Genomic DNA, 18,739 nt, shown 5'->3' with positions numbered 1-18,739 from the left:
TGCGCGGTACGCAGCGGGGCTTGGCACGGGATGAGCGGATCGGGGCGGGCGGGCGAGCGGGCCGCCGCCGGGAAGCCCGGGGTGCCGTACCAGCGTGACAGAGAAACGAACCGCGCGGTCTGGTATGGGGGTGCGCGTTCACGCCGTTGCGTGGATACGCCAGGACGTACCGGCCGGTCGGCCGGCCGGTGCGGGGCCGGTCAGGCGGCGTGGTCGAGGGGGACGCGCAGGCCGCGGACCACCTCGGTCCACAGCTCGTGGGCGGCCAGCGCCCACAGCGCGAGCGCGTCGCGTTCCGAGGGGCGTTCGCACTGGCGCGCCAGCAGGGCCCGCACCCGGTCGGGCCGGACCTGCCCGGCCCGCGTCAGCCGCTCCGGCGACAACAGTTCCCGTACCGGGTCCAGCAGCGGGCCGCCGGGGGCGATCAGCGCGGCGACGGGCAGCGCGGACGGCTGGCGGGGCCGCTGCGCCAGGGCCGGGGGCAGCAGTTCGCGCGCGGCCCCGGACAGGACCCGCCGGTCCGGCGTGGCGGTGGGCGCGAGGGCCCGCGCGCGGGCGGCGACGGCGGGCCGGCAGAACGGCATGCGGACCTCCACCGACCAGGCCATGCCCAGGTGGTCGGCCCGGCGCAGCGGGCCGGCGGGCAGCAGCCAGCGGGTCTCGAACGCGGTGACGGCGGCGCGTCGGTCGCCGTCCGGGCGCGAGCGCAGCTCCCGTGCGACGCGGTCGGCGGCCGACCCCTCGGCGGCGAGGAAGGCGCGGTAGGCGGGCGTGTACAGCCACTCGCGCAGCATCCGGGGCGCGGCGCCCAGTCCATCGGCGTAGGAGGCGGCCCAGTCCGGGCCGGAGGACGTCGAGGAGGCGGTGTGCAGCCGGGCCGCCCCGCCGAACAGCCCGTCGGCGCCGTCCCCGGTGAGGGCGACGGTGTAGCCGGCCTGCCGGACCGCCCGGAAGAGGGCGTAGGAGGCCAGGGCGGCCGGGTCGGCGTCGGGCTGGCCCAGGTGGCGGGTGGTCCGGGTGAGCAGCGAGGGCAGTTCGGCCGGGTCGAGGGCGACCTCGTGGTGGACGGTGCGGGTGCGCCGGGCGACCTGGCGGGCCCGGGCGTCCTCGGCGCCGGGCCGCCGGCCGCGCAGCGCGAGGTGGAAGCTGTGCGGGGCGGGTGCCCCGGTCTCCCGGGCGTAGTCGGCGGCGAGGGCCGTGACGAGGCCGGAGGCGAGCCCGCCGCTGGTGAGGGCGCAGACCGGCACGTCGGCCCGCGCGAGGCGCCGCACTTCGCGGCGCAACAGGTCCCCGGCGTCCGCGCCGGCCGCCTCCGGCTCGGGGGGTCCGGGGGGCCGGCGCCGTACGACGGGGGCGCGTCCGGCCCGTACGACCGCGGTCGCGCCGGGCGGCAGCAGGCCGATCCCCTCCAGCGCGGTGCGGGCGGAGACCGGGGTGCGCAGGCACAGGACGGTGTCGAGGCTGTCCTCGCGGGGGGCCGTCCGCACCCCGTCGAACGCCAGCAGCGCCGGGATCTCCGAGGCGAAACGGAACGTCCCGTCCGCACCCTGGTGGTGGTGGAGGGGCTTCGTGCCGAGCGGGTCGACGGCGAGGACCAGCCGGGGGTCCGCGCGGAGGTCGAGGACGGCGACGGCGAACATCCCGTCGAGGTACCCGGCGAAGTCGGGCCCGTACTCGGCGTACAGGGCGGGCAGCAGGGTGCCGTCGCACCGGTCGGGGAACCGGTGGCCGCGGGCGGTGAGCGCGCGCCGGAGCGCGGCGTGGTTGTAGATCTGGCCGTTCAGCACGGCCGTGATCCCGGGCAGGTGCGCGAGCCGGTACGGCTGGCTCCCGCCGCGCGGGTCGGTGACGGCGAGGCGGTCGCAGCCGAGCGCCCAGCCGGGCCCGCGCAGCACCCGGTGCTCGTCGGGGCCGCCGTGCCGCTGCCGGGCGGAGACGGCGGCGAGTTCGGCCGGGTCGGGGTGGGCCGGCGCGGCCGAGAGGGAGCCGAAGATCCTGCACATGGACGGGTGCCTCCGCTTCCCACGCGCGCGTGGTTCCTGGGCGTTGTGCCGCGGTGAAGTCCTCGGGTGGCGTACTCGCGACATGTCGCCTGTACGCCAAAGGGGCCGCCTTGCGGGCCACGGCCGGGCCCAACAGGCTGATCGCATGGAACACTTCGCGACCCCTCTCATAGACCGCAGCGCACCGGAATCCCTGCTGGTCGTGGCCGCGCACCCGGACGACATCGAGTTCTGCGTCAGCGGGACGGTCATGCGGTGGATCGCGCAGGGCACGAAGCGCGTGACGTACTGCATCGTCACGGACGGCGGCGCCGGCGGCTACGACGAGCGGCTCCCCCGCCAGGCCATGGGCGATCTGCGCCGGGCCGAGCAGGTCCATTCGGCCAAGCGCAGCGGCGTCGACGACGTCCGTTTCCTCGGCTACGCCGACGGTTACGTCGAGCCGAGCGTGGAGCTGCGCCGTGACCTGTGCCGGGTGATCCGGGAGGTCCGTCCGCAGCGGGCCGTCATCCCCAGCCCGGAGATCAACTGGTCCCGCGTCGCCGACCTGCACCCCGACCACCGGGCGGTGGGTGACGCCGCCCTCCGGGCGGTCTACCCGGAGGCGCGCAATCCGTTCGCCCATCCGTCCCTGCTCAAGGAGGAGGGGCTGGAGCCGTGGATCGTGCCCGAGCTGTGGCTGATGACCGGCCCGACGCCGAACCAGTACGTGGACGTCACCCCGGTCTTCGACCGGAAGGTCGAGGCGCTGCGCATCCACACCTCGCAGACCGCCCACTTCGACGACCTGGCGGGGCTGCTGCGGGAGTGGCTGGGCGAGCACGCGCGGGCGGCGGGGCTGCCGGCGGGGCGGATGGCGGAGGCCTTCCAGGTGGTGCGGATCGACGGTTGAGGTCCGCCCGGGCCGGGTCCCGGCCCGGGCGGGCCCCTGTGCTCAGCGGTAGATGAGCAGTTCCGCCTCGGTCGCGCCCGCCAGTTCGTAGCGGGTGGCGACCAGCGGGCGGCCCGAGTAGATCCGGATCAGCGTGGGGGCGTCGCCGCTGAAGCGGGCCGGCGGCCGGCCGCCCACCTCGTTGCCCAGTTCCAGCGCTCCGGCGTGACCGTCGATGTCGGCGATCAGCCGGGGCGTCTCGCGTGTGCGGCTGGTGACGCGCAGCAGGGGCAGGGCGAGCGCCAGGCTGTCCCCGGCGTACGCACCCGGCTCCCCGAAGGCCTCGCGGACGTCGCCCGCGTGGATCCACTCCCCCAGGGCCACCGCGTCGAGCCTGCCGTCACCGGCGGCGATGACCGGGCCGGCCTCGCTGAAGCCGCGCTCCAGCTCGTCGACGATCCGGCCCACGGGCCAGTCCGCGCGTTCGGCCACGTCGGCGGCGTTGGCGGCGGGGAGGAAGACCCCTTCCTCCAGCCGGCCCTCGACGATCCGTACGAGGGCGGCCGCGCAGTGGGCGAGGACGTCCCGGGCGGTCCAGCCCGGGCAGGCGGTGCGCAGCCCGTACCTGGCCTCCGGCGTACGCCTCAACAGCGGGATCAGCGCGTCCCGTTCGGTGCGCAGCAGCAGGTCCGGCAGCCAGGGGTCCCGTACGTCGGGGACGGTTTCCACGGCTGTGTCGGCGATGGTGTCCACGATGTCCCCGGCGGTCAGTAGCGGTAGTGGTCGGGCTTGTACGGGCCCTCGACCTTCACGCCGATGTAGGCGGCCTGCTCCGGGCGCAGGGTGGTGAGCTTGACGCCGAGGGCGTCGAGGTGGAGGCGGGCGACCTTCTCGTCGAGGTGCTTGGGCAGCACGTAGACGTCGGTCGGGTACTCCTCGGGCTTGGTGAACAGCTCGATCTGCGCGAGGGTCTGGTCCGCGAAGGAGTTCGACATCACGAACGACGGGTGGCCGGTCGCGTTGCCCAGGTTCAGCAGGCGGCCCTCCGACAGCACGATCAGGACCTTGCCGTCGGGGAACGTCCAGGTGTGGACCTGCGGCTTGACCTCGTCCTTGACGATGCCGTCGATCTTGGCCAGGCCCGCCATGTCGATCTCGTTGTCGAAGTGGCCGATGTTGCCCACGATCGCCTGGTGCTTCATCTTGGCCATGTCCGCGGCCATGATGATGTCCTTGTTGCCCGTCGTCGTGATGAAGATGTCCGCGATCTCCACCACATCGTCGAGGGTGGCGACCTGGTAGCCGTCCATCGCCGCCTGCAGCGCGCAGATCGGGTCGATCTCCGTGACGATCACCCGGGCGCCCTGGCCCCGCAGCGACTCCGCGCAGCCCTTGCCGACGTCGCCATAACCGCACACGACCGCGACCTTGCCGCCGATCAGGACATCCGTGGCACGGTTGATGCCATCGATGAGGGAGTGGCGGCAGCCGTACTTGTTGTCGAACTTCGACTTCGTCACCGCGTCGTTCACATTGATCGCCGGGAAGAGAAGCTCGCCCACTGCCATCATCTCGTAGAGGCGGTGCACACCCGTGGTGGTCTCCTCCGTCACCCCCCGGATCCCCGCCGCCAGCGCCGTCCAGTCGAGGTCCGTCCTCGCCAGCAGACCCAGGACGATCGCCATCTCCTCGCTGTCCGCCGTGGAGACGTCCGGCACCGCGCCCGCCTTCTGGTACTCCACCCCCTTGTGGACCAGCAGGGTGGCATCACCACCGTCGTCCAGGATCATGTTCGGACCCGCGTGCCCCGGCCAGGTCAACGCCTGCTCCGTGCACCACCAGTACTCCTCCAGCGACTCGCCCTTCCAGGCGAACACCGGAATCCCCGCAGCCGCGATCGCCGCGGCCGCATGGTCCTGCGTCGAGTAGATGTTGCACGACACCCACCGCACCCGCGCCCCCAGCGCCACCAGCGTCTCGATCAACACCGCCGTCTGCACCGTCATGTGCAGGGACCCGGTGATACGGGCCCCCGCCAACGGCCGCGCCCCGGCGTACTCCCGCCGGATCGACATCAGACCCGGCATCTCGTGCTCGGCCAGAGTGATCTCCTTACGCCCGAACTCGGCGAGAGAGATATCGGCGACCTTGTAGTCGGTGAATGCGGCAGACATGCGGTGTGCTCCTTGAAGAGGTACGGGGGCGGAGGTCATCGACGGCCTCCCGCGTTGAAGTAGCCGGCTTCGGGGTGGTGGATGACCAGAGCGTCGGTGGACTGCTCGGGGTGGAGCTGGAACTCCTCGGAGAGGTGGACGCCGATCCGCTCCGGCTGGAGGAGGTCGGCGATTTTGGCCCGGTCGGACAGCTCGGGACAGGCCGGGTAGCCGAGGGAGTACCGGCATCCCTGGTACTCGGTACGGAACATGCCGTCCATGCCCGCCGGATCGGAGCCGGCGATGCCGAGCTCGGCGCGGACGCGGGCGTGCCAGTACTCGGCCAGGGCCTCGGCGAGCTGGACGGACAGTCCGTGCAGCTCCAGGTACTCGCGGTAGGAGTCGGACCCGAACAGCTTGGCGGTGGCCTCGCCGATCTTCGAGCCGACGGTGACCACCTGGAGGCCGATGACGTCGGTCTCGCCGGACTCCTCCGGGCGGAAGAAGTCCGCCAGGCACAGGCGGCGCCCCCGGCTCTGGCGGGGGAAGGTGAACCGGGTCCGCTCGGCGCCGTCCTCGTCGAGGACGATCAGGTCGTCGCCCTTGGAGACGCAGGGGAAGTAGCCGTAGACCACGGCCGCTTCCAGGAGCCGCTCCGTGTGCATGCGGTCCAGCCAGCCGCGCAGCCGCGGCAGGCCCTCGGCTGCTATCGAGTCCTGTTCCTTGAGGCCCCACTGGCCCTTGAACAGCGCGCTCTCGTCCAGCCAGCCCGCGTACTCCTTGAGCTGGATGCCCTTGACGACCCGGGTCCCCCAGAAGGGAGGGGTGGGCACCGGGTTGTCGACGGCCACGTCGGAGCGGCCGGCCTCCTCCGGCTCCCGCACGTCGAGGACGGCGGCGCGCCGGGGCACGCGGCGCTGCTTGAGGGGCGGGAGTTCGGCCCCGGGGACGCCGCGCTTGACGGCGATCAGCGCGTCCATCAGCCGCAGGCCCTCGAAGGCGTCACGGGCGTAGCGGACCTCACCCTCGTAGATCTCGTGGAGGTCCTGCTCCACATAGGCGCGGGTCAGGGCGGCACCGCCGAGGATCACGGGGAAACGGGCCGCGAGTCCCCGGGTGTTCAGCTCTTCGAGGTTCTCCTTCATGATCACGGTGGACTTCACCAGCAGACCCGACATGCCGATCACATCGGCCTTGTGTTCCTGGGCCGCTTCGAGGATGGCGGAGACCGGCTGCTTGATCCCGATGTTGACCACGTTGTAGCCGTTGTTGGTCAAGATGATGTCGACCAGGTTCTTGCCGATGTCATGGACGTCACCGCGCACGGTGGCCAGGACGATGGTGCCCTTGCCCTCGTCGTCGGTCTTCTCCATGTGCGGTTCGAGGTAGGCCACGGCCGTCTTCATCACCTCGGCCGACTGGAGGACGAACGGCAGCTGCATCTGACCGGAGCCGAACAGCTCACCGACGACCTTCATGCCCTCCAGCAGGGTGTCGTTGACGATGTCCAGCGCCGGACGGGTCTGGAGCGCCTCGTCGAGATCGGCCTCCAGGCCGTTCTTCTCCCCGTCGATGATCCGCCGCTGAAGCCGCTCGTCCAGCGGCAGGGCCAAGAGCTCCTCGGCTCGGCCGGCCTTCAGCGACTTGGTGTTGACGCCCTCGAAGAGCGCCATCAGCTTCTGGAGCGGGTCGTAGTCGCCCTCACGACGGTCGTAGATCAGGTCCAGAGCGGTGTTGACCTGCTCCTCGTCGAAGCGGGCGATCGGCAGGATCTTGCTGGCGTGGACGATGGCGGAGTCCAGGCCGGCCTTGACGCACTCGTCGAGGAAGACCGAGTTGAGCAGGACGCGGGCGGCCGGGTTCAAACCGAAGGAGATGTTCGACAACCCCAGGGTGGTCTGGACGTCCGGGTGACGCCGCTTGAGCTCGCGGATCGACTCGATCGTGGCGATGCCGTCCTTGCGGGACTCCTCCTGACCCGTACAGATCGTGAAGGTGAGGGTGTCGATGAGGATGTCCGACTCGCGGATGCCCCAGTTCGACGTCAGGTCCTCGATCAGCCGCTCGGCGATGGCGACCTTGTGCTCGACCGTGCGGGCCTGGCCCTCCTCGTCGATCGTCAACGCGATCAGCGCCGCACCGTGCTCCTGCGCCAGCCGCGTCACCTTCGCGAACCGGGACTCCGGACCGTCACCGTCCTCGTAGTTGACGGAGTTGATGACCGCACGCCCGCCCAGCTTCTCCAGACCCGCCTGGATCACCGGAACCTCGGTCGAGTCCAGCACGATCGGCAGCGTCGAAGCCGTCGCGAAACGCCCCGCCAGCTCCCGCATGTCCGCGACACCGTCACGGCCCACGTAGTCCACGCACAGGTCCAGCATGTGCGCGCCCTCACGGATCTGATCCCGCGCCATCTCCACACAGTCGTCCCAGCGCGCCTCCAGCATCGCCTCGCGGAACTTCTTCGACCCGTTCGCGTTCGTCCGCTCACCGATCGCCATGTACGAGGTGTCCTGACGGAACGGCACCGTCTGATACAGCGAAGCCGCACCCGGCTCCGGCTGCGGGGAACGCGCGGTCACCGCCGTACCCCGCACCCGCTCCACCACCTGCCGCAGATGCTCCGGCGTCGTACCGCAACAACCGCCCACCAGCGACAACCCGTACTCGCGGACGAACGTCTCCTGCGCGTCCGCCAGCTCGACCGCCGACAGCGGATAGTGCGCGCCCTGCTTGGTCAGCACCGGCAGACCCGCGTTCGGCATGCACGAGAGCGGAATACGGGCGTTACGCGCCAGATAGCGCAGGTGCTCGCTCATCTCCGCCGGACCCGTCGCACAGTTCAGACCGATCATGTCGATCCCGAGCGGCTCCAACGCCGTCAACGCCGCACCGATCTCCGAACCCAGCAGCATCGTGCCGGTCGCTTCCACGGTGACCTGGACGATCAGGGGGAGGTCCCCCATCCCGCACCAGTCCAGGGCGCGGCGCGCGCCGATGACCGCGGCCTTCGTCTGGAGGAGGTCCTGGGTGGTCTCGACGAGGAGGGCGTCCGCGCCGCCGCGGATCAGGCCCTCCGCGTTCTCCTGGTAGGCGGCGCGGAGGCGGTCGTAGCCGATGTGCCCGAGGGTGGGGAGCTTGGTGCCCGGGCCCATGGAGCCCAGGACCCAGCGGGGCCGGCCGTCGTCCGCCGTGAAGGCGTCCGCGGATTCGCGGGCGATGCGGGCGCCGGCCTCGGCGAGTTCGTAGATCCGGTCCTCGACCCCGTACTCGGCGAGCGCGGCCAGGTTGGTGCCGAAGGTGTTCGTCTCGACGCAGTCCACGCCCACCGAGAAGTAGGCGTCGTGCACCGAGCGGACGATGTCGGGGCGGGTGGTGTTGAGGATCTCGTTGCAGCCCTCCAGGCCCAGGAAGTCGTCCATGGTGGGATCGGCGGCCTGGAGCATCGTGCCCATGGCTCCGTCCGCGACCACCACGCGGGTCGCGAACTCCTCCCTCAGTGACCGTCCCATCTCATTCCAGTCCCCTCAGGTGTTCGGACAGTTCCTCTTCGCTCCGCGGCCCGTAGGCGGCGCGCAGCCGGGCCAACAGCGCCTCCCGGGTCAGCCGGTACTCCTGGGTGCCGGCGTGGTCGAGTACGGTCGCCGCGACCGCGCAGCCCAGCTGGGCGGCGTACCGCTCGGGTACGCCCCAGGCCGTTCCGGCGAGGAAGCCGGCCCGGAAGGCGTCGCCGACGCCGGTGGGGTCGACGACGTCCGCGACGGGTACGGCCGGCACGGTCAGGGGTTCGGCGCCCGCGGTGCGGATCCGTACGCCGTCCTCGCCGCGGGTGGTCACCCAGGAGCCGACCCGGTCCAGGATCTGTTCCTCGGTGAGCCCGGTGCGTTCGCGGAGCAGGGCGGACTCGTACTCGTTGGTGAACAGCCGCGTCGCCCCGTCGAGCAGTTCCAGCGCCTCGTCCCGGGTGAGCCGGGCGAGCTGCTGGGAGGGGTCGGAGGCGAAGGGGAGGCCCAGTTCGCGGCAGGCGCGGGTGTGGCGGAGCATGGCCCGGGGGTCGTCCGGGGAGATGAGCACCAGATCGGGGCGGCCGGTGCGGGCGACGACCTCGCGCAGGTCGATCTCGCGGGCCTCGGCCATCGCACCCGCGTAGAAGGTCGCGATCTGGTTCTGCTCCTGGTCGGTGGTGCAGACGAAGCGGGCCGTGTGGAGGGTGTCGCTGACGCGTACGGAGTCGGTGTCCACGCCGTGGTCCTTGAGCCACACCCGGTACGGCTCGAAGTCCCCGCCCACCGCGCCCACCAGCAGGGGGCGCAGGCCCAGTACGCCCAGACCGAAGGCGATGTTCGCCGCCACTCCGCCCCGCCGCACGTCCAGGTGGTCGGCGAGGAACGACAGGGAGACCCGGTCCAGCCGGTCCGCCAGCAGCTGCTCGGCGAACCGGCCGGGGAAGGTCATCAGGTGATCGGTCGCGATGGAACCCGTGACAGCGATCCGCATGTCAGACCCCGGCTGCCTTGCGCAGCGCCTGCACGCGGTCGGTGCGCTCCCAGGTGAAGTCGGGGAGCTCGCGGCCGAAGTGGCCGTAGGCGGCGGTCTGGGCGTAGATCGGGCGCAGCAGGTCCAGGTCGCGGACGATGGCGGCCGGGCGGAGGTCGAAGACGGCGGAGACGGCTTCCTGGATGCGCTCGTCGGGCAGGGCGCCGGTGCCGAAGGTCTCGACGAACAGGCCGACGGGCTCGGCCTTCCCGATCGCGTACGCGACCTGCACCTCGCACCGCGCCGCGAGGCCCGCCGCGACGACGTTCTTCGCCACCCAGCGCATCGCGTACGCGGCGGAGCGGTCCACCTTCGACGGGTCCTTGCCGGAGAACGCGCCGCCACCGTGACGGGCCATACCGCCGTACGTATCGATGATGATCTTGCGGCCGGTCAGGCCGGCGTCACCCATCGGCCCACCGATCTCGAAACGGCCGGTCGGGTTGACCAGCAGCCGGTAGCCCTCGGTGTCCAGTTTGATGCCGTCCTCCGCCAGCTGCCTCAGGACGTGCTCGACCACGTGGTCGCGGACGTCCGGGGTGAGCAGCCCCTCCAGGTCGATGTCCGCCGCGTGCTGCGTGGAGACGACCACGGTGTCCAGCCGGACCGCCCGGTTGCCGTCGTACTCGATGGTGACCTGGGTCTTCCCGTCGGGGCGCAGGTAGGGGACCGTGCCCTCCTTGCGGACCTGGGTCAGGCGGCGGGAGAGCCGGTGCGCGAGGTGGATCGGCAGCGGCATCAGCTCGGGCGTCTCGTCACACGCGAAGCCGAACATCAGGCCCTGGTCGCCCGCGCCCTGCCGGTCGAGCTCGTCGCCCTCGCCCGCCACCCGCGACTCGTACGCGGTGTCGACACCCTGCGCGATGTCCGGGGACTGCGCCCCGATGGACACCGACACCCCGCAGGAGGCGCCGTCGAAGCCCTTTTTCGAGGAGTCGTAGCCGATGTCGAGGATGGCGCTCCGGACGAGTTCGGCGATCGGCGCGTACGCGGTGGTGGTGACCTCGCCGGCGATGTGGACCTGGCCGGTGGTGATGAGGGTCTCGACGGCGACGCGGCTGGCCGGGTCCTCGCGCAGCAGGGCGTCGAGGACGGTGTCGCTGATCCGGTCGGCGATCTTGTCGGGGTGGCCCTCGGTGACCGACTCGGAGGTGAAGAGCCGCTTGCTCATGCCTTCACCTCGGCGGAGAAGAAGTGGGTGGCGATGGCGTCGAGGGTGCGGATCTCGTCGACCTCCAGGGTCTCCATCTGGATGGCGCGGCCGCTGTGCTGTTCGAGCAGGAAGACGAACTCGACGAAGGACAGGGAGTCGATCAGCCGGTTCTCGATGAGGTCCAGGTCGGAAGCGATGTCGTCGAGCTCCTCGTGGCGGGCGAGGAGCCAGTTCTTCACGAGCTGAAGGCCTTCGGACATGGTGTCTCTCCTTGGAGTGCTGTGTACGGGTTGCGGGGTGGGCGCGTGCCCGGCGGCCGGGTCCGGCGGTACGGGCGGTACGGGGGGACCCGGCGGGCCGGGCTCCAGGAGCGGGGCGGCGACGGCCACCGCGTAGTCCACGTCGTGGCTGATGGTCACGGTGATGCCGGTGATGCCGGAGTCGGCGGCCATGCCGGCCGCCGCCCCGCGCAGTTCGACGAGGGGCCAGCCGCCCTCGGAGCGGCGTACGACGATGTCCCGCCAGGGCAGGACCACGGCCCCGACGCGCAGGGTCTTGAAGGCCGCCTCCTTGGCCGCGATCCGCCCGCACAGGCTCAGGACGTCGAGCCGGGCGGAGGTGTGGCAGTCGGCGAGTTCGCCGGGGGTGAGCATGCGCTGGAAGAAGTCCTCGCCGTATGCGGCGAGCAGCCGGCGGACACGGCCGACGGACACGATGTCCATGCCGAGGTTCGCCCAGCCCAGGCCGCCCGCCGGCGGGGCGACGGGTCGGGTCTGCACGTCAGATCGCCGGACCCGCCGCGTTCGCGCTCAGGACGGCGGCGGTCGCCGCGCCCCAGCTGCCGTGGCGGCGGGTGAGCGCGGACAGCCAGCGCTCCAGGCCGAAGGCGACGCAGCTGGTGAAGGCCGGGCCGCCGCCGGAGGCGAGGGGGATCTCGCACCGGTCGCCGAAGAAGTTGCGGTGGGTGTTGACCGAGGCGATCGCGAGGTCCTCGTGGAGGAACTCGTGCTTGACCGGGGTCAGCCGCTGCAGGACCGCCTTGGAGCTGCCCTTGTCGAAGAAGGGGTCGCAGGCGGCCTCCTTGGTCAGCGGCAGGTCCAGGGCCTCGGCGAAGGCGTTGATGCGCCGGGTGAAGCGGGCCAGGTGCTCCTCGGCGTGCTCCCGGGTGCCGATGGCGACGATCTCCCGCATGCGGAAGCCGAGCTGGCGGCGCAGGCCCTCGTAGTGCTGCTCCTTGCGGAAGCACCAGCCGACCACGGTGACGAGTTCGTCGTCGGCGGCCGGGCGGCCCTGGTGGTCGATGTAGACGGCGTAGCAGGACGCGGAGGGCAGGCCGAGGGCGGCCGGCTCCAGTGCGTCGCAGGGGAAGCAGCCGGTGTCGGTACAGAACTCGCTGGTCTCCCGGACGTCCAGGTTCAGCGGGGCGGCGACGACGGCCTGGTGGGGGAAGTTGTCGTAGTAGTCGAGCCGGGCCAGGTCGGCGGCCGGCAGCAGCGGGGGCATGGTCATCGAACGGGCCCCCGCGTGCACCCCCCAGCTCTCGAAGGTGTCGTCGAGGAGCCGCAGCAGGGCGGTCCCCTCGGGGCCGAGCGACGGCAGGCCCCGGGTGTCTGGGGTGGTGGTGTGGACGGTCGTGACGCTCATGGGGGTGTCACCTCTCGGACGGCGGTGGGCCCTCTCAGACGACGGGCAGGACGTCGTCCGTGAAGATCCCGGTCTTCAGGAAGAAGCCGAGCGGCTTGCGGACGGCCTTGCGCTCGTGGGGGCGGCGGCGTTCGTCGGCGACGAGCGCGTTGCGCAGGCCGATGGGGTCGGCGATGCCGGCGTCCCGGTACACGTGGGGGTTGTAGAGGGAGTTGATGCTGTAGACGACGTAGCGCTTGAGGTAGGCCTCGACCTCGGCGACGCGGGCGGCGGGGACGGCCTCCTTCATGCGGGTGAAGAGGAGGGAGACCAGCTCGCGGCCGAAGGCGATGTGGCGGGACTCGTCCTGGTGGTGGATGCGGTTGACCTCGCGGATGGTGTGGCACAGCGATTCGTCGCGCGCCATCCGCGTGTTGTAGTGGTCGACCAGCTCCTCGAAGAACAGGATCCGGGAGAAGACGAGGAAGTTCTCGACCTCCGGTTCCCAGGCGGAGTCGGCGCGCAGGGCGGTGGAGCCGTAGATCTTGTCGCCGTAGCGGCGGCAGAACTCGGCGAAGAACCACATGTGCTCGTTCTCCTCACCGATGAAGTGGTGGAAGAAGTCCGAGGGCACCTCGAAGCCGGGCATGTGGATGCGGCCGACGACCTCGATGAGCAGTTCGCGGATGCCGTGCACGTTGAGGCTGTAGAAGTTGATGCTCTCCCACTTCGAGAGGCGCCGGAGGGTCTCCTCGCCGAGCTCGTCGTAGAAGGGGGTCCCGTAGACGGTGAGCAGTTCGGGGGTCATCCACATGCGGCCCTCGTCGAGCTTCTCGGGCCAGTCGAACTGCTGGTACGGGTTGTAGTACTCCTCGATGGAGCGGGAGCTCAGCCGTTCCAGGACTTCCAGGAAGCGGTCGTTGACGGGCAGGGGGGCGCTGACGCCCATGGCGACTCCTCGTCGGTGGTGGTGGGGGGCGTGCGGCCCCGGGGCCGGCGGGCCGGCTGCTACGGGCGGACCTCGTAGACGGCGTTGACCGGGGTCTCGGTCGCGCGGCGCCAGCGGGTGAAGCCGGCCTCCTCGGCGATGGCGCGGAAGGCCCGCTCGCCGGAGTGGTTGCCGAGGGCGTGGGGGCCGTGCTGGGCGACGGCCACGGGCAGGCACATCACGGCGGAGAGCGCCATGAACATGCGCGCGGGCGGGGTCTGGGTGTCGATGTCCTCGGGCGACACGTTGGACTCGACGAGCATCCAGGTGCCGTCGGCGTCCAGGGACTTGTGCACGTGCCGGGCGGCGGAGACCGGGTCGCCCATGTCGTGCAGGGCGTTGAAGAAGGTGACCAGGTCGTAGCCGCTGCCGGGGTAGTCGTCCGCGGAGGCGACGTCGAAGACGACGCGGTCGGAGAGGCCGGCCTCCTCGGCGAGCCCGCGGGCGATGGCGATGGCCTCTTCGGAGTAGTCGAAGCCGTGGACGGTCGCCTGCGGGAAGGCCTTGGCGATGAGCAGGGTGGTGTGGCCGACGCCGCAGCCGACGTCGGCGACGGTGCCGCCGGCGGCCAGTTTGCCGGTGACCCCGGTGAGGGCGGGCAGCCATTCGGGGACGAGGCGGTGCTCGTAGGTGGGCTGGAAGAAGCTGCCCATGCCGGTGTCGAGGGCCGCGTCGTGGTCGGCCCAGCCGACGCCGTCGCCGGTGCGGTAGGCGTCGACGAGGAGGTCCTCGGTGCCGTAGAGGGCCTTGAGGGCGGTGAAGAACCCGGCGGCGAAGGTGATCGCGTCGGGGTCGGCCAGGACCGGGGCGTGGTCGGCGGGCAGGAGGTACGTGCCGGTGTCCGGGTCGCGCTCGACGTAGCCGGCGCTCAGCTGGGCGTGCAGCCACTCCTCGGCGTAGCGGGGGTGGATCCCGGTGTGCTCGGCGAGGCCGGCGGGGGTGAGCGGGCCGGCCGCGGCGAGGGCGCGGTAGAGGCCGAGGCGTTCGCCGAGGGCGACGGTGAGGCCGCGGACGGCGGCGCCGGCGTCGCCGATGACGCGCTGGTGGAAGTCGTGGGTGGCGCTCATGCCGCTCTCACCTCGGTGGCCGGGAGGTCGCAGGTGAACAGGAAGGACCGCGGGACGCGCGGGACGCTGCGCGCGGGGACGGGGTAGGGCCAGCGGCCGAAGTCGGCGCCGTCCTCGCCGGGCTGGCGGACCTCGCGGACGTCCCAGCCGCATTCGGCGAGAAGTTGCTCGGGGGTCTCGGTGCCGAACAGCCAGGGGTTGCCGTCCTCCTCCAGGCACTTCAGGAAGGGGCGGGAGAGCGGGTTCTCCAGGGCGGACCTGCTGATGACGTCGCCGAGGAGGACGGATCCGGGCGCGGAGTGTCCGGCGAGAGTGGAGATCAGGTTGCGGACGGCGACCTCGGGGAGGAAGAAGAGGAGGCCTTCGACGACCCACAGCACGGGCTCGTCGGAGCGCCAGCCGGCCTCCTTCAGGGGGCCGGTCCAGTCCTGGGTGAGGTCGACGGGGACGGCGGTGCGGGTGCGGCCGGCCGGCTGCGGCTCGCCGGCCAGCATCTCGGCCTTGGCCTCCAGGAGGGCGGGGCGGTCGAGTTCGTAGACGGTGACGCCGTCGGGCCAGGGCAGCCGGTAGAAGCGGGTGTCCATGCCGGCGGCGAGGAACACGACCTGGCGGATGCCGTGTTCCTCGACGGCCTTGACGATCTGCCGGTCGAGGTAGGTGGTGCGGATCGCGAGGAACGGCACGGTGCCGGCGCCGGCGTAGCGCTCCAGGAGTTCGAAGCCGATGGTGTCGGCGACGGTGCGGGCGTACGGATCGGCGAACAGCCGGTCCTCGCGGTCGGTTTCCAGGGCCCGCGCTGCGGCGGTCCACTGGGCGGTGCGGGATACGGCCTCCACGGGAGGACTCCCTTTCACTTCGGCGGACGGGGAGGGGGGCGGGCGCGGGGCGGGGTCCCGCGCCCGGCAGGGTCAGGCCAGGGAGCTCACGCGGACGACCGGGTCCTGCGCGGCGCAGGGGTGCGGCGTCGCGCTCTCGGCGGGGCGGCGCCGGAAGATGCTGTGCAGGACCATGCTGAAGACGACGTTCCCCTCGGCGTCGGACAGCGTGCACTTGGGCTGGACGACCCCGGTGGCGGGGTTGAACGGCGAGGGGCGCGAGCCGAGGATCTCGACGCGCGCCGTGAGCACGTCGCCGGGGCGGACGGGCCGCAGGTAGCGGATCTCGTCGACGCCCGGCGAGCCGGTACAGGCGCTGTAGGCGAGCAGTCCGTCCACGTAGCGGCGCATGAACATCGAGGCGCTGTGCCAGCCGCTGGCGATGAGGCCTCCGAACGGGCTCTGTTCGGCGAGCTCCGGGTCGGTGTGGAAGGGCTGCGGGTCGAAGCGCCTGCCGAACTCCAGCACCTCCTCCGTCGTGACGGTGATGGTCCCCAGCTCGTGGACGTCGCCGGTCCGGAAGTCCTCGAAATAGCGCATCACGCGCCCCCCTTGACGTAGAGGAGTGTTTCTCTGGCGTGAACCAATCTACGAATCGGACGCTTATTTTGTCAACCCAAAAGAAGACCGCAGTGCCTGTTCAGTGTCCTGCCAGAGGTCCTCCGGGTCCTCGATCCCGACGGACATCCGCACCAGGCCCGGACCGATGCCGGCCCGCGCCAACGCGCCCTCGTCCAGCTCCCGGTGGGAGGTGCTGGCGGGATGCGTGACCAGCGTCTCCACGCCGCCCAGCGACAGCGCGAGCCGGGCCAGCCTGACTCCCTCGACGAAGGCCCGGCCCGCCTCCCGGCCGCCGTGCAGCTCGAAGGAGAGCAGCCCGCCGCCGCCGGAGAGCACGGTGCGGGCCAGGGCGTACGAGGGGTGCGTTCTCAGCCAGGGCCAGTGGACGGCCGCCACGGCGGGGTGGGCGGCCAGCCGCTCTGCGAGCACGCCCGCGTTGGCGCAGTGCTCGCGCATCCGCAGTGGCAGGGTGGCGATCCCCCGCAGGGTCAGCCAGACCGCGAACGGGTCCGCGCTGGCCCCGAGTTCGACCGTGCGCGGCCAGACCTCGCGGCGCAGGGCGTCGTCCGCGAAGACGGCCGCCCCGCCGAGGACGTCGGAGTGGCCGGCGAGGTACTTGGTGGTGGAGTGGAGCACGATGTCGGCGCCGTGCTCGATCGGACGGCACAGGACGGGCGAGGCCAGGGAGTTGTCCACGGCGCTGAGCACGCCGAGGCGCCGGGCCGCCGCCAGCAGCCCGGGCAGGTCGGGAACCTGGCCGGTGGGATTGGCGATGGTCTCCAGCACGAGCAGCCGGGTGCGCGGGCCGGCGAGCGCCTCGAACTCCGCCGCGTCGTCGCCGCCGAGGTGGTCGACCCGGATCCCGTAACGCTCCGAGAGGTCCCCCAGCGCCGCGTACGTGCCCCCGTACAGGCAGCGCTGCGCGATCACCTGGTCGCCGGGGCGCAGCAGGGCGAGCAGGACCCCGCTGATGGCGCCCATCCCGGAGGCGAAGGCGATGGCCGAGGCGCCGCCCTCCAGTCCGGCGAGGGTGCGTTCGAGGGCGCGCACCGTGGGGTTGCCGCGGCGGCTGTAGACGTAGCCGCCGTCGGGGCCCGCCATCGCGCGCGCCAGTTCGTCGGCCGAGTCGAAGGCGAAGGCGGAGGACTGCACGAGCGGGACGGACAGGGGCCGGCTGGCGGGAACTTCGAGCTCGTGGGCCACGTGCACGGCCCGGGTGCGGATGTCCTTCATCGGGGGGTCTGCCTCTCTCGATCGGGTACGGGAAAGGGGCCGCCCGACGTCCGGGGAGGACGTCGGGCGACCCCTGGGGTGGGCGCGGGGCCGTCCCCCGTGCGTCAGACCCCCGCCGTCTGGTTGCGCGACGCGGGAGCGTCGGCGGCCGGGGCGGCGGCCGCGGCGACGGCCTTGTCGCTCTTCATGGCGACGAGCGTGACGACCGCGCCGACGGCCGCGATGACGGCGGCGGCGATGAACGCGGAACCGAAGCCCTCGGTGAGGGCGGGCAGGTCGCCCAGTTCGCCGGCGCCCTGGGTGGTGGCGAGGGCGGTCAGGGCGGCCAGGCCGAGGGCCGAGCCCACGTTGTAGGTGGTGTTGACGATGCCGGAGGCCAGGCCGGCCTGCTCCTGCGGGGCGCCGGACATCGAGGCGATCATCGCCGGGATGTAGGCGAGCGCCATGCCGAGCGCGGCGACGAGCGAGGCGGGCAGGACGTCGACCAGGAAGGTGCCGGTCGGCTCGACGGCGGAGAGCCAGAGCAGGCCGAGGGCGAGGGCCAGCAGGCCGCCGACGATCAGCGGCTTCGCCCCGAAGCGGCCCATGAGGCGGGCGGTGATGGCCGTCATGAAGACCATCAGCAGGACGGTCATCGGGAGCAGGGCCGCACCGGAGGCGAAGGCGCCGTAGCCGAGCACCTGCTGGAGGTACAGGTTGAGGAAGTACCACATCGGGATCCAGGCGGCGCCCAGCAGGGTCATGGCGAGGTTGCCCGAGCCCAGTCGCGGGATGCGCCACACGCCGAGCGGCATGAGCGGCTCGCGGACGGTCTTCTGGACCACGAAGAAGAGGACGAGGAGGACGGCGGCGCCGATCAGCTCCAGCACGGTGGCGGTGGATCCCCAGCCGGCCTCGGGGGCGCGGACGACGGCGAAGACGGCGAGCGCGAGACCGGCGGTGACGGCGACGGCGCCGAGGACGTCCACGGAACCGCGGCGCGACTGGACGGCGGGCAGCAGCCTGGTCAGGGCGAGGGTGGCCACGCCGATCGGGACGTAGATGACGAAGCACCAGGGCCAGCTCACCCACTCGGTGAACACGCCGCCGAGGAAGACGCCGGCGGTGCCGCCGGCCGGGGCGGCGGCGCCGTAGAGGGCCATCGCCTTGCCGAGCTCCTTCGGGTCGTGCCCGAAGAGCATCATCAGGAGGGTCATCGCCGAGGGCGCGATCAGCGCGCCGCCGACGCCCTGGACGGCCCGGCCGGCGATCTCGACGGAGGCGCTCTGCGCGGCCGCCGCGAGCACGGAGCCCACGATCATGACGACCCAGCCGGTGGCGAAGATCCTGCGCGCCCCGAACAGGTCGGAGAGCCGTCCGCCGAGCAGCAGTAACCCGCCGAAGACGATGACGTAGGCGTTGAAGACCCACTGGAGCTCGCCCTGCGAGAAGCCCAGGTCCTTCTGCATCTCGGGGAGCGCCACCCCGATGATCGAGGTGTCCATGATGACCATGAACTGAGCGGCGGCAAGCACGCCAAGTGCCCACCAGCGCCGGGGATTGACGGTTGACATTGCCCTGGCCCTTCCTCTGTCGTATACCCCTAGGGGGTACCTTCGCGATGCAACGTAGCATACCCAAGGGGGGTATGTAAGCGGGTAGGTGAGCGTGCGGTCGGGCGCTTGAGCGGGACTCGA

At 71.8% G+C, this 18,739-nt stretch carries 15 protein-coding genes; 1 reads left to right on the top strand and 14 read right to left on the bottom strand.

Features of this window, described 5'->3' with window-relative positions:
- Positions 1 to 200: 200 nt before the first annotated feature.
- Positions 201 to 2,003: an asparagine synthetase B family protein gene (locus tag ACZ5NJ_RS08970; RefSeq protein WP_468764022.1), complete on the bottom strand. Its 1,803-nt coding sequence runs from the start codon at positions 2,001 to 2,003 to the stop codon at positions 201 to 203.
- A 145-nt stretch (positions 2,004 to 2,148) separates the two neighbouring features.
- On the opposite strand from ACZ5NJ_RS08970, the gene ACZ5NJ_RS08965 reads away from it, so the two are divergent.
- On the top strand, positions 2,149 to 2,895 hold the full coding sequence (locus tag ACZ5NJ_RS08965; RefSeq protein WP_468764021.1) for a PIG-L deacetylase family protein: 747 nt from the start codon (positions 2,149 to 2,151) through the stop codon (positions 2,893 to 2,895).
- A gap of 42 nt (positions 2,896 to 2,937) precedes the next feature.
- Here ACZ5NJ_RS08965 and ACZ5NJ_RS08960 read toward each other — a convergent pair whose 3' ends face one another.
- The 13 genes from ACZ5NJ_RS08960 to ACZ5NJ_RS08900 form a co-directional block, all read right to left on the bottom strand.
- Positions 2,938 to 3,630 (bottom strand): maleylpyruvate isomerase family mycothiol-dependent enzyme, encoded by a 693-nt coding sequence (locus ACZ5NJ_RS08960; protein WP_468764311.1) that lies wholly within the window; start codon positions 3,628 to 3,630, stop codon positions 2,938 to 2,940.
- Between the two features lie 11 nt (positions 3,631 to 3,641).
- Positions 3,642 to 5,048 carry an adenosylhomocysteinase gene (gene ahcY / locus ACZ5NJ_RS08955; RefSeq protein WP_468764020.1) on the bottom strand — a complete coding sequence of 469 codons (1,407 nt, stop codon included), beginning with the start codon at positions 5,046 to 5,048 and terminating at the stop codon, positions 3,642 to 3,644.
- A 35-nt stretch (positions 5,049 to 5,083) separates the two neighbouring features.
- Positions 5,084 to 8,539 carry a methionine synthase gene (metH, locus tag ACZ5NJ_RS08950; protein WP_468764019.1) on the bottom strand — a complete coding sequence of 1,152 codons (3,456 nt, stop codon included), beginning with the start codon at positions 8,537 to 8,539 and terminating at the stop codon, positions 5,084 to 5,086.
- Position 8,540: 1 nt separating this feature from the next.
- Entirely contained in the window at positions 8,541 to 9,524 is a 984-nt protein-coding gene (locus ACZ5NJ_RS08945) for a carbohydrate kinase family protein (protein WP_468764018.1), read from the bottom strand.
- A 1-nt stretch (position 9,525) separates the two neighbouring features.
- Entirely contained in the window at positions 9,526 to 10,734 is a 1,209-nt protein-coding gene (metK, locus tag ACZ5NJ_RS08940; RefSeq protein WP_468764017.1) for a methionine adenosyltransferase, read from the bottom strand.
- Positions 10,731 to 11,495 carry a 4'-phosphopantetheinyl transferase superfamily protein gene (locus ACZ5NJ_RS08935; RefSeq protein ID WP_468764016.1) on the bottom strand — a complete coding sequence of 255 codons (765 nt, stop codon included), beginning with the start codon at positions 11,493 to 11,495 and terminating at the stop codon, positions 10,731 to 10,733. Before ACZ5NJ_RS08935 ends, metK begins: the two co-directional genes overlap by 4 nt.
- A gap of 1 nt (position 11,496) precedes the next feature.
- Positions 11,497 to 12,360 (bottom strand): class-II aminoacyl-tRNA synthetase family protein, encoded by an 864-nt coding sequence (locus ACZ5NJ_RS08930; protein ID WP_468764015.1) that lies wholly within the window; start codon positions 12,358 to 12,360, stop codon positions 11,497 to 11,499.
- A 34-nt stretch (positions 12,361 to 12,394) separates the two neighbouring features.
- Positions 12,395 to 13,288, bottom strand: coding sequence for a diiron oxygenase (locus ACZ5NJ_RS08925; protein ID WP_468764014.1), 894 nt, complete (start codon positions 13,286 to 13,288; stop codon positions 12,395 to 12,397).
- A gap of 59 nt (positions 13,289 to 13,347) precedes the next feature.
- On the bottom strand, positions 13,348 to 14,394 hold the full coding sequence (locus ACZ5NJ_RS08920) for a methyltransferase domain-containing protein (protein ID WP_468764013.1): 1,047 nt from the start codon (positions 14,392 to 14,394) through the stop codon (positions 13,348 to 13,350).
- Entirely contained in the window at positions 14,391 to 15,230 is an 840-nt protein-coding gene (locus ACZ5NJ_RS08915) for a class I SAM-dependent methyltransferase (RefSeq protein ID WP_468764012.1), read from the bottom strand. Before ACZ5NJ_RS08915 ends, ACZ5NJ_RS08920 begins: the two co-directional genes overlap by 4 nt.
- Positions 15,231 to 15,302: 72 nt before the next feature.
- Positions 15,303 to 15,809, bottom strand: a complete 507-nt coding sequence (locus ACZ5NJ_RS08910) for a MaoC family dehydratase (protein WP_468764011.1) — start codon at positions 15,807 to 15,809, stop codon at positions 15,303 to 15,305.
- 63 nt (positions 15,810 to 15,872) lie between these two features.
- A complete protein-coding gene (locus tag ACZ5NJ_RS08905; RefSeq protein WP_468764010.1) occupies positions 15,873 to 17,063 on the bottom strand; it encodes a trans-sulfuration enzyme family protein in 1,191 nt (396 codons plus the stop codon).
- 104 nt (positions 17,064 to 17,167) lie between these two features.
- Entirely contained in the window at positions 17,168 to 18,616 is a 1,449-nt protein-coding gene (locus ACZ5NJ_RS08900; protein ID WP_468764009.1) for an MFS transporter, read from the bottom strand.
- Positions 18,617 to 18,739 lie beyond the last annotated feature (123 nt).

It is taken from the genome of Streptomyces sp. NPDC032091 (assembly GCF_055580265.1).
Note: the sequence above shows the minus strand (reverse complement) of the source record. Positions and strands in the feature narration are given on the sequence as shown.

Coding starts and splice junctions, on each gene's coding strand:
- ACZ5NJ_RS08970 (WP_468764022.1), bottom strand. CDS start 2,003: ATGTGCAGGATCTTCGGCTCCCTCTCGGCCGCGCCGGCCCACCCCGAC.
- ACZ5NJ_RS08965 (WP_468764021.1), top strand. CDS start 2,149: ATGGAACACTTCGCGACCCCTCTCATAGACCGCAGCGCACCGGAATCC.
- ahcY (WP_468764020.1), bottom strand. CDS start 5,048: ATGTCTGCCGCATTCACCGACTACAAGGTCGCCGATATCTCTCTCGCC.
- metH (WP_468764019.1), bottom strand. CDS start 8,539: ATGGGACGGTCACTGAGGGAGGAGTTCGCGACCCGCGTGGTGGTCGCG.
- ACZ5NJ_RS08945 (WP_468764018.1), bottom strand. CDS start 9,524: ATGCGGATCGCTGTCACGGGTTCCATCGCGACCGATCACCTGATGACC.
- metK (WP_468764017.1), bottom strand. CDS start 10,734: ATGAGCAAGCGGCTCTTCACCTCCGAGTCGGTCACCGAGGGCCACCCC.
- ACZ5NJ_RS08930 (WP_468764015.1), bottom strand. CDS start 12,360: ATGAGCGTCACGACCGTCCACACCACCACCCCAGACACCCGGGGCCTG.
- ACZ5NJ_RS08925 (WP_468764014.1), bottom strand. CDS start 13,288: ATGGGCGTCAGCGCCCCCCTGCCCGTCAACGACCGCTTCCTGGAAGTC.
- ACZ5NJ_RS08920 (WP_468764013.1), bottom strand. CDS start 14,394: ATGAGCGCCACCCACGACTTCCACCAGCGCGTCATCGGCGACGCCGGC.
- ACZ5NJ_RS08910 (WP_468764011.1), bottom strand. CDS start 15,809: ATGCGCTATTTCGAGGACTTCCGGACCGGCGACGTCCACGAGCTGGGG.
- ACZ5NJ_RS08905 (WP_468764010.1), bottom strand. CDS start 17,063: ATGAAGGACATCCGCACCCGGGCCGTGCACGTGGCCCACGAGCTCGAA.
- ACZ5NJ_RS08900 (WP_468764009.1), bottom strand. CDS start 18,616: ATGTCAACCGTCAATCCCCGGCGCTGGTGGGCACTTGGCGTGCTTGCC.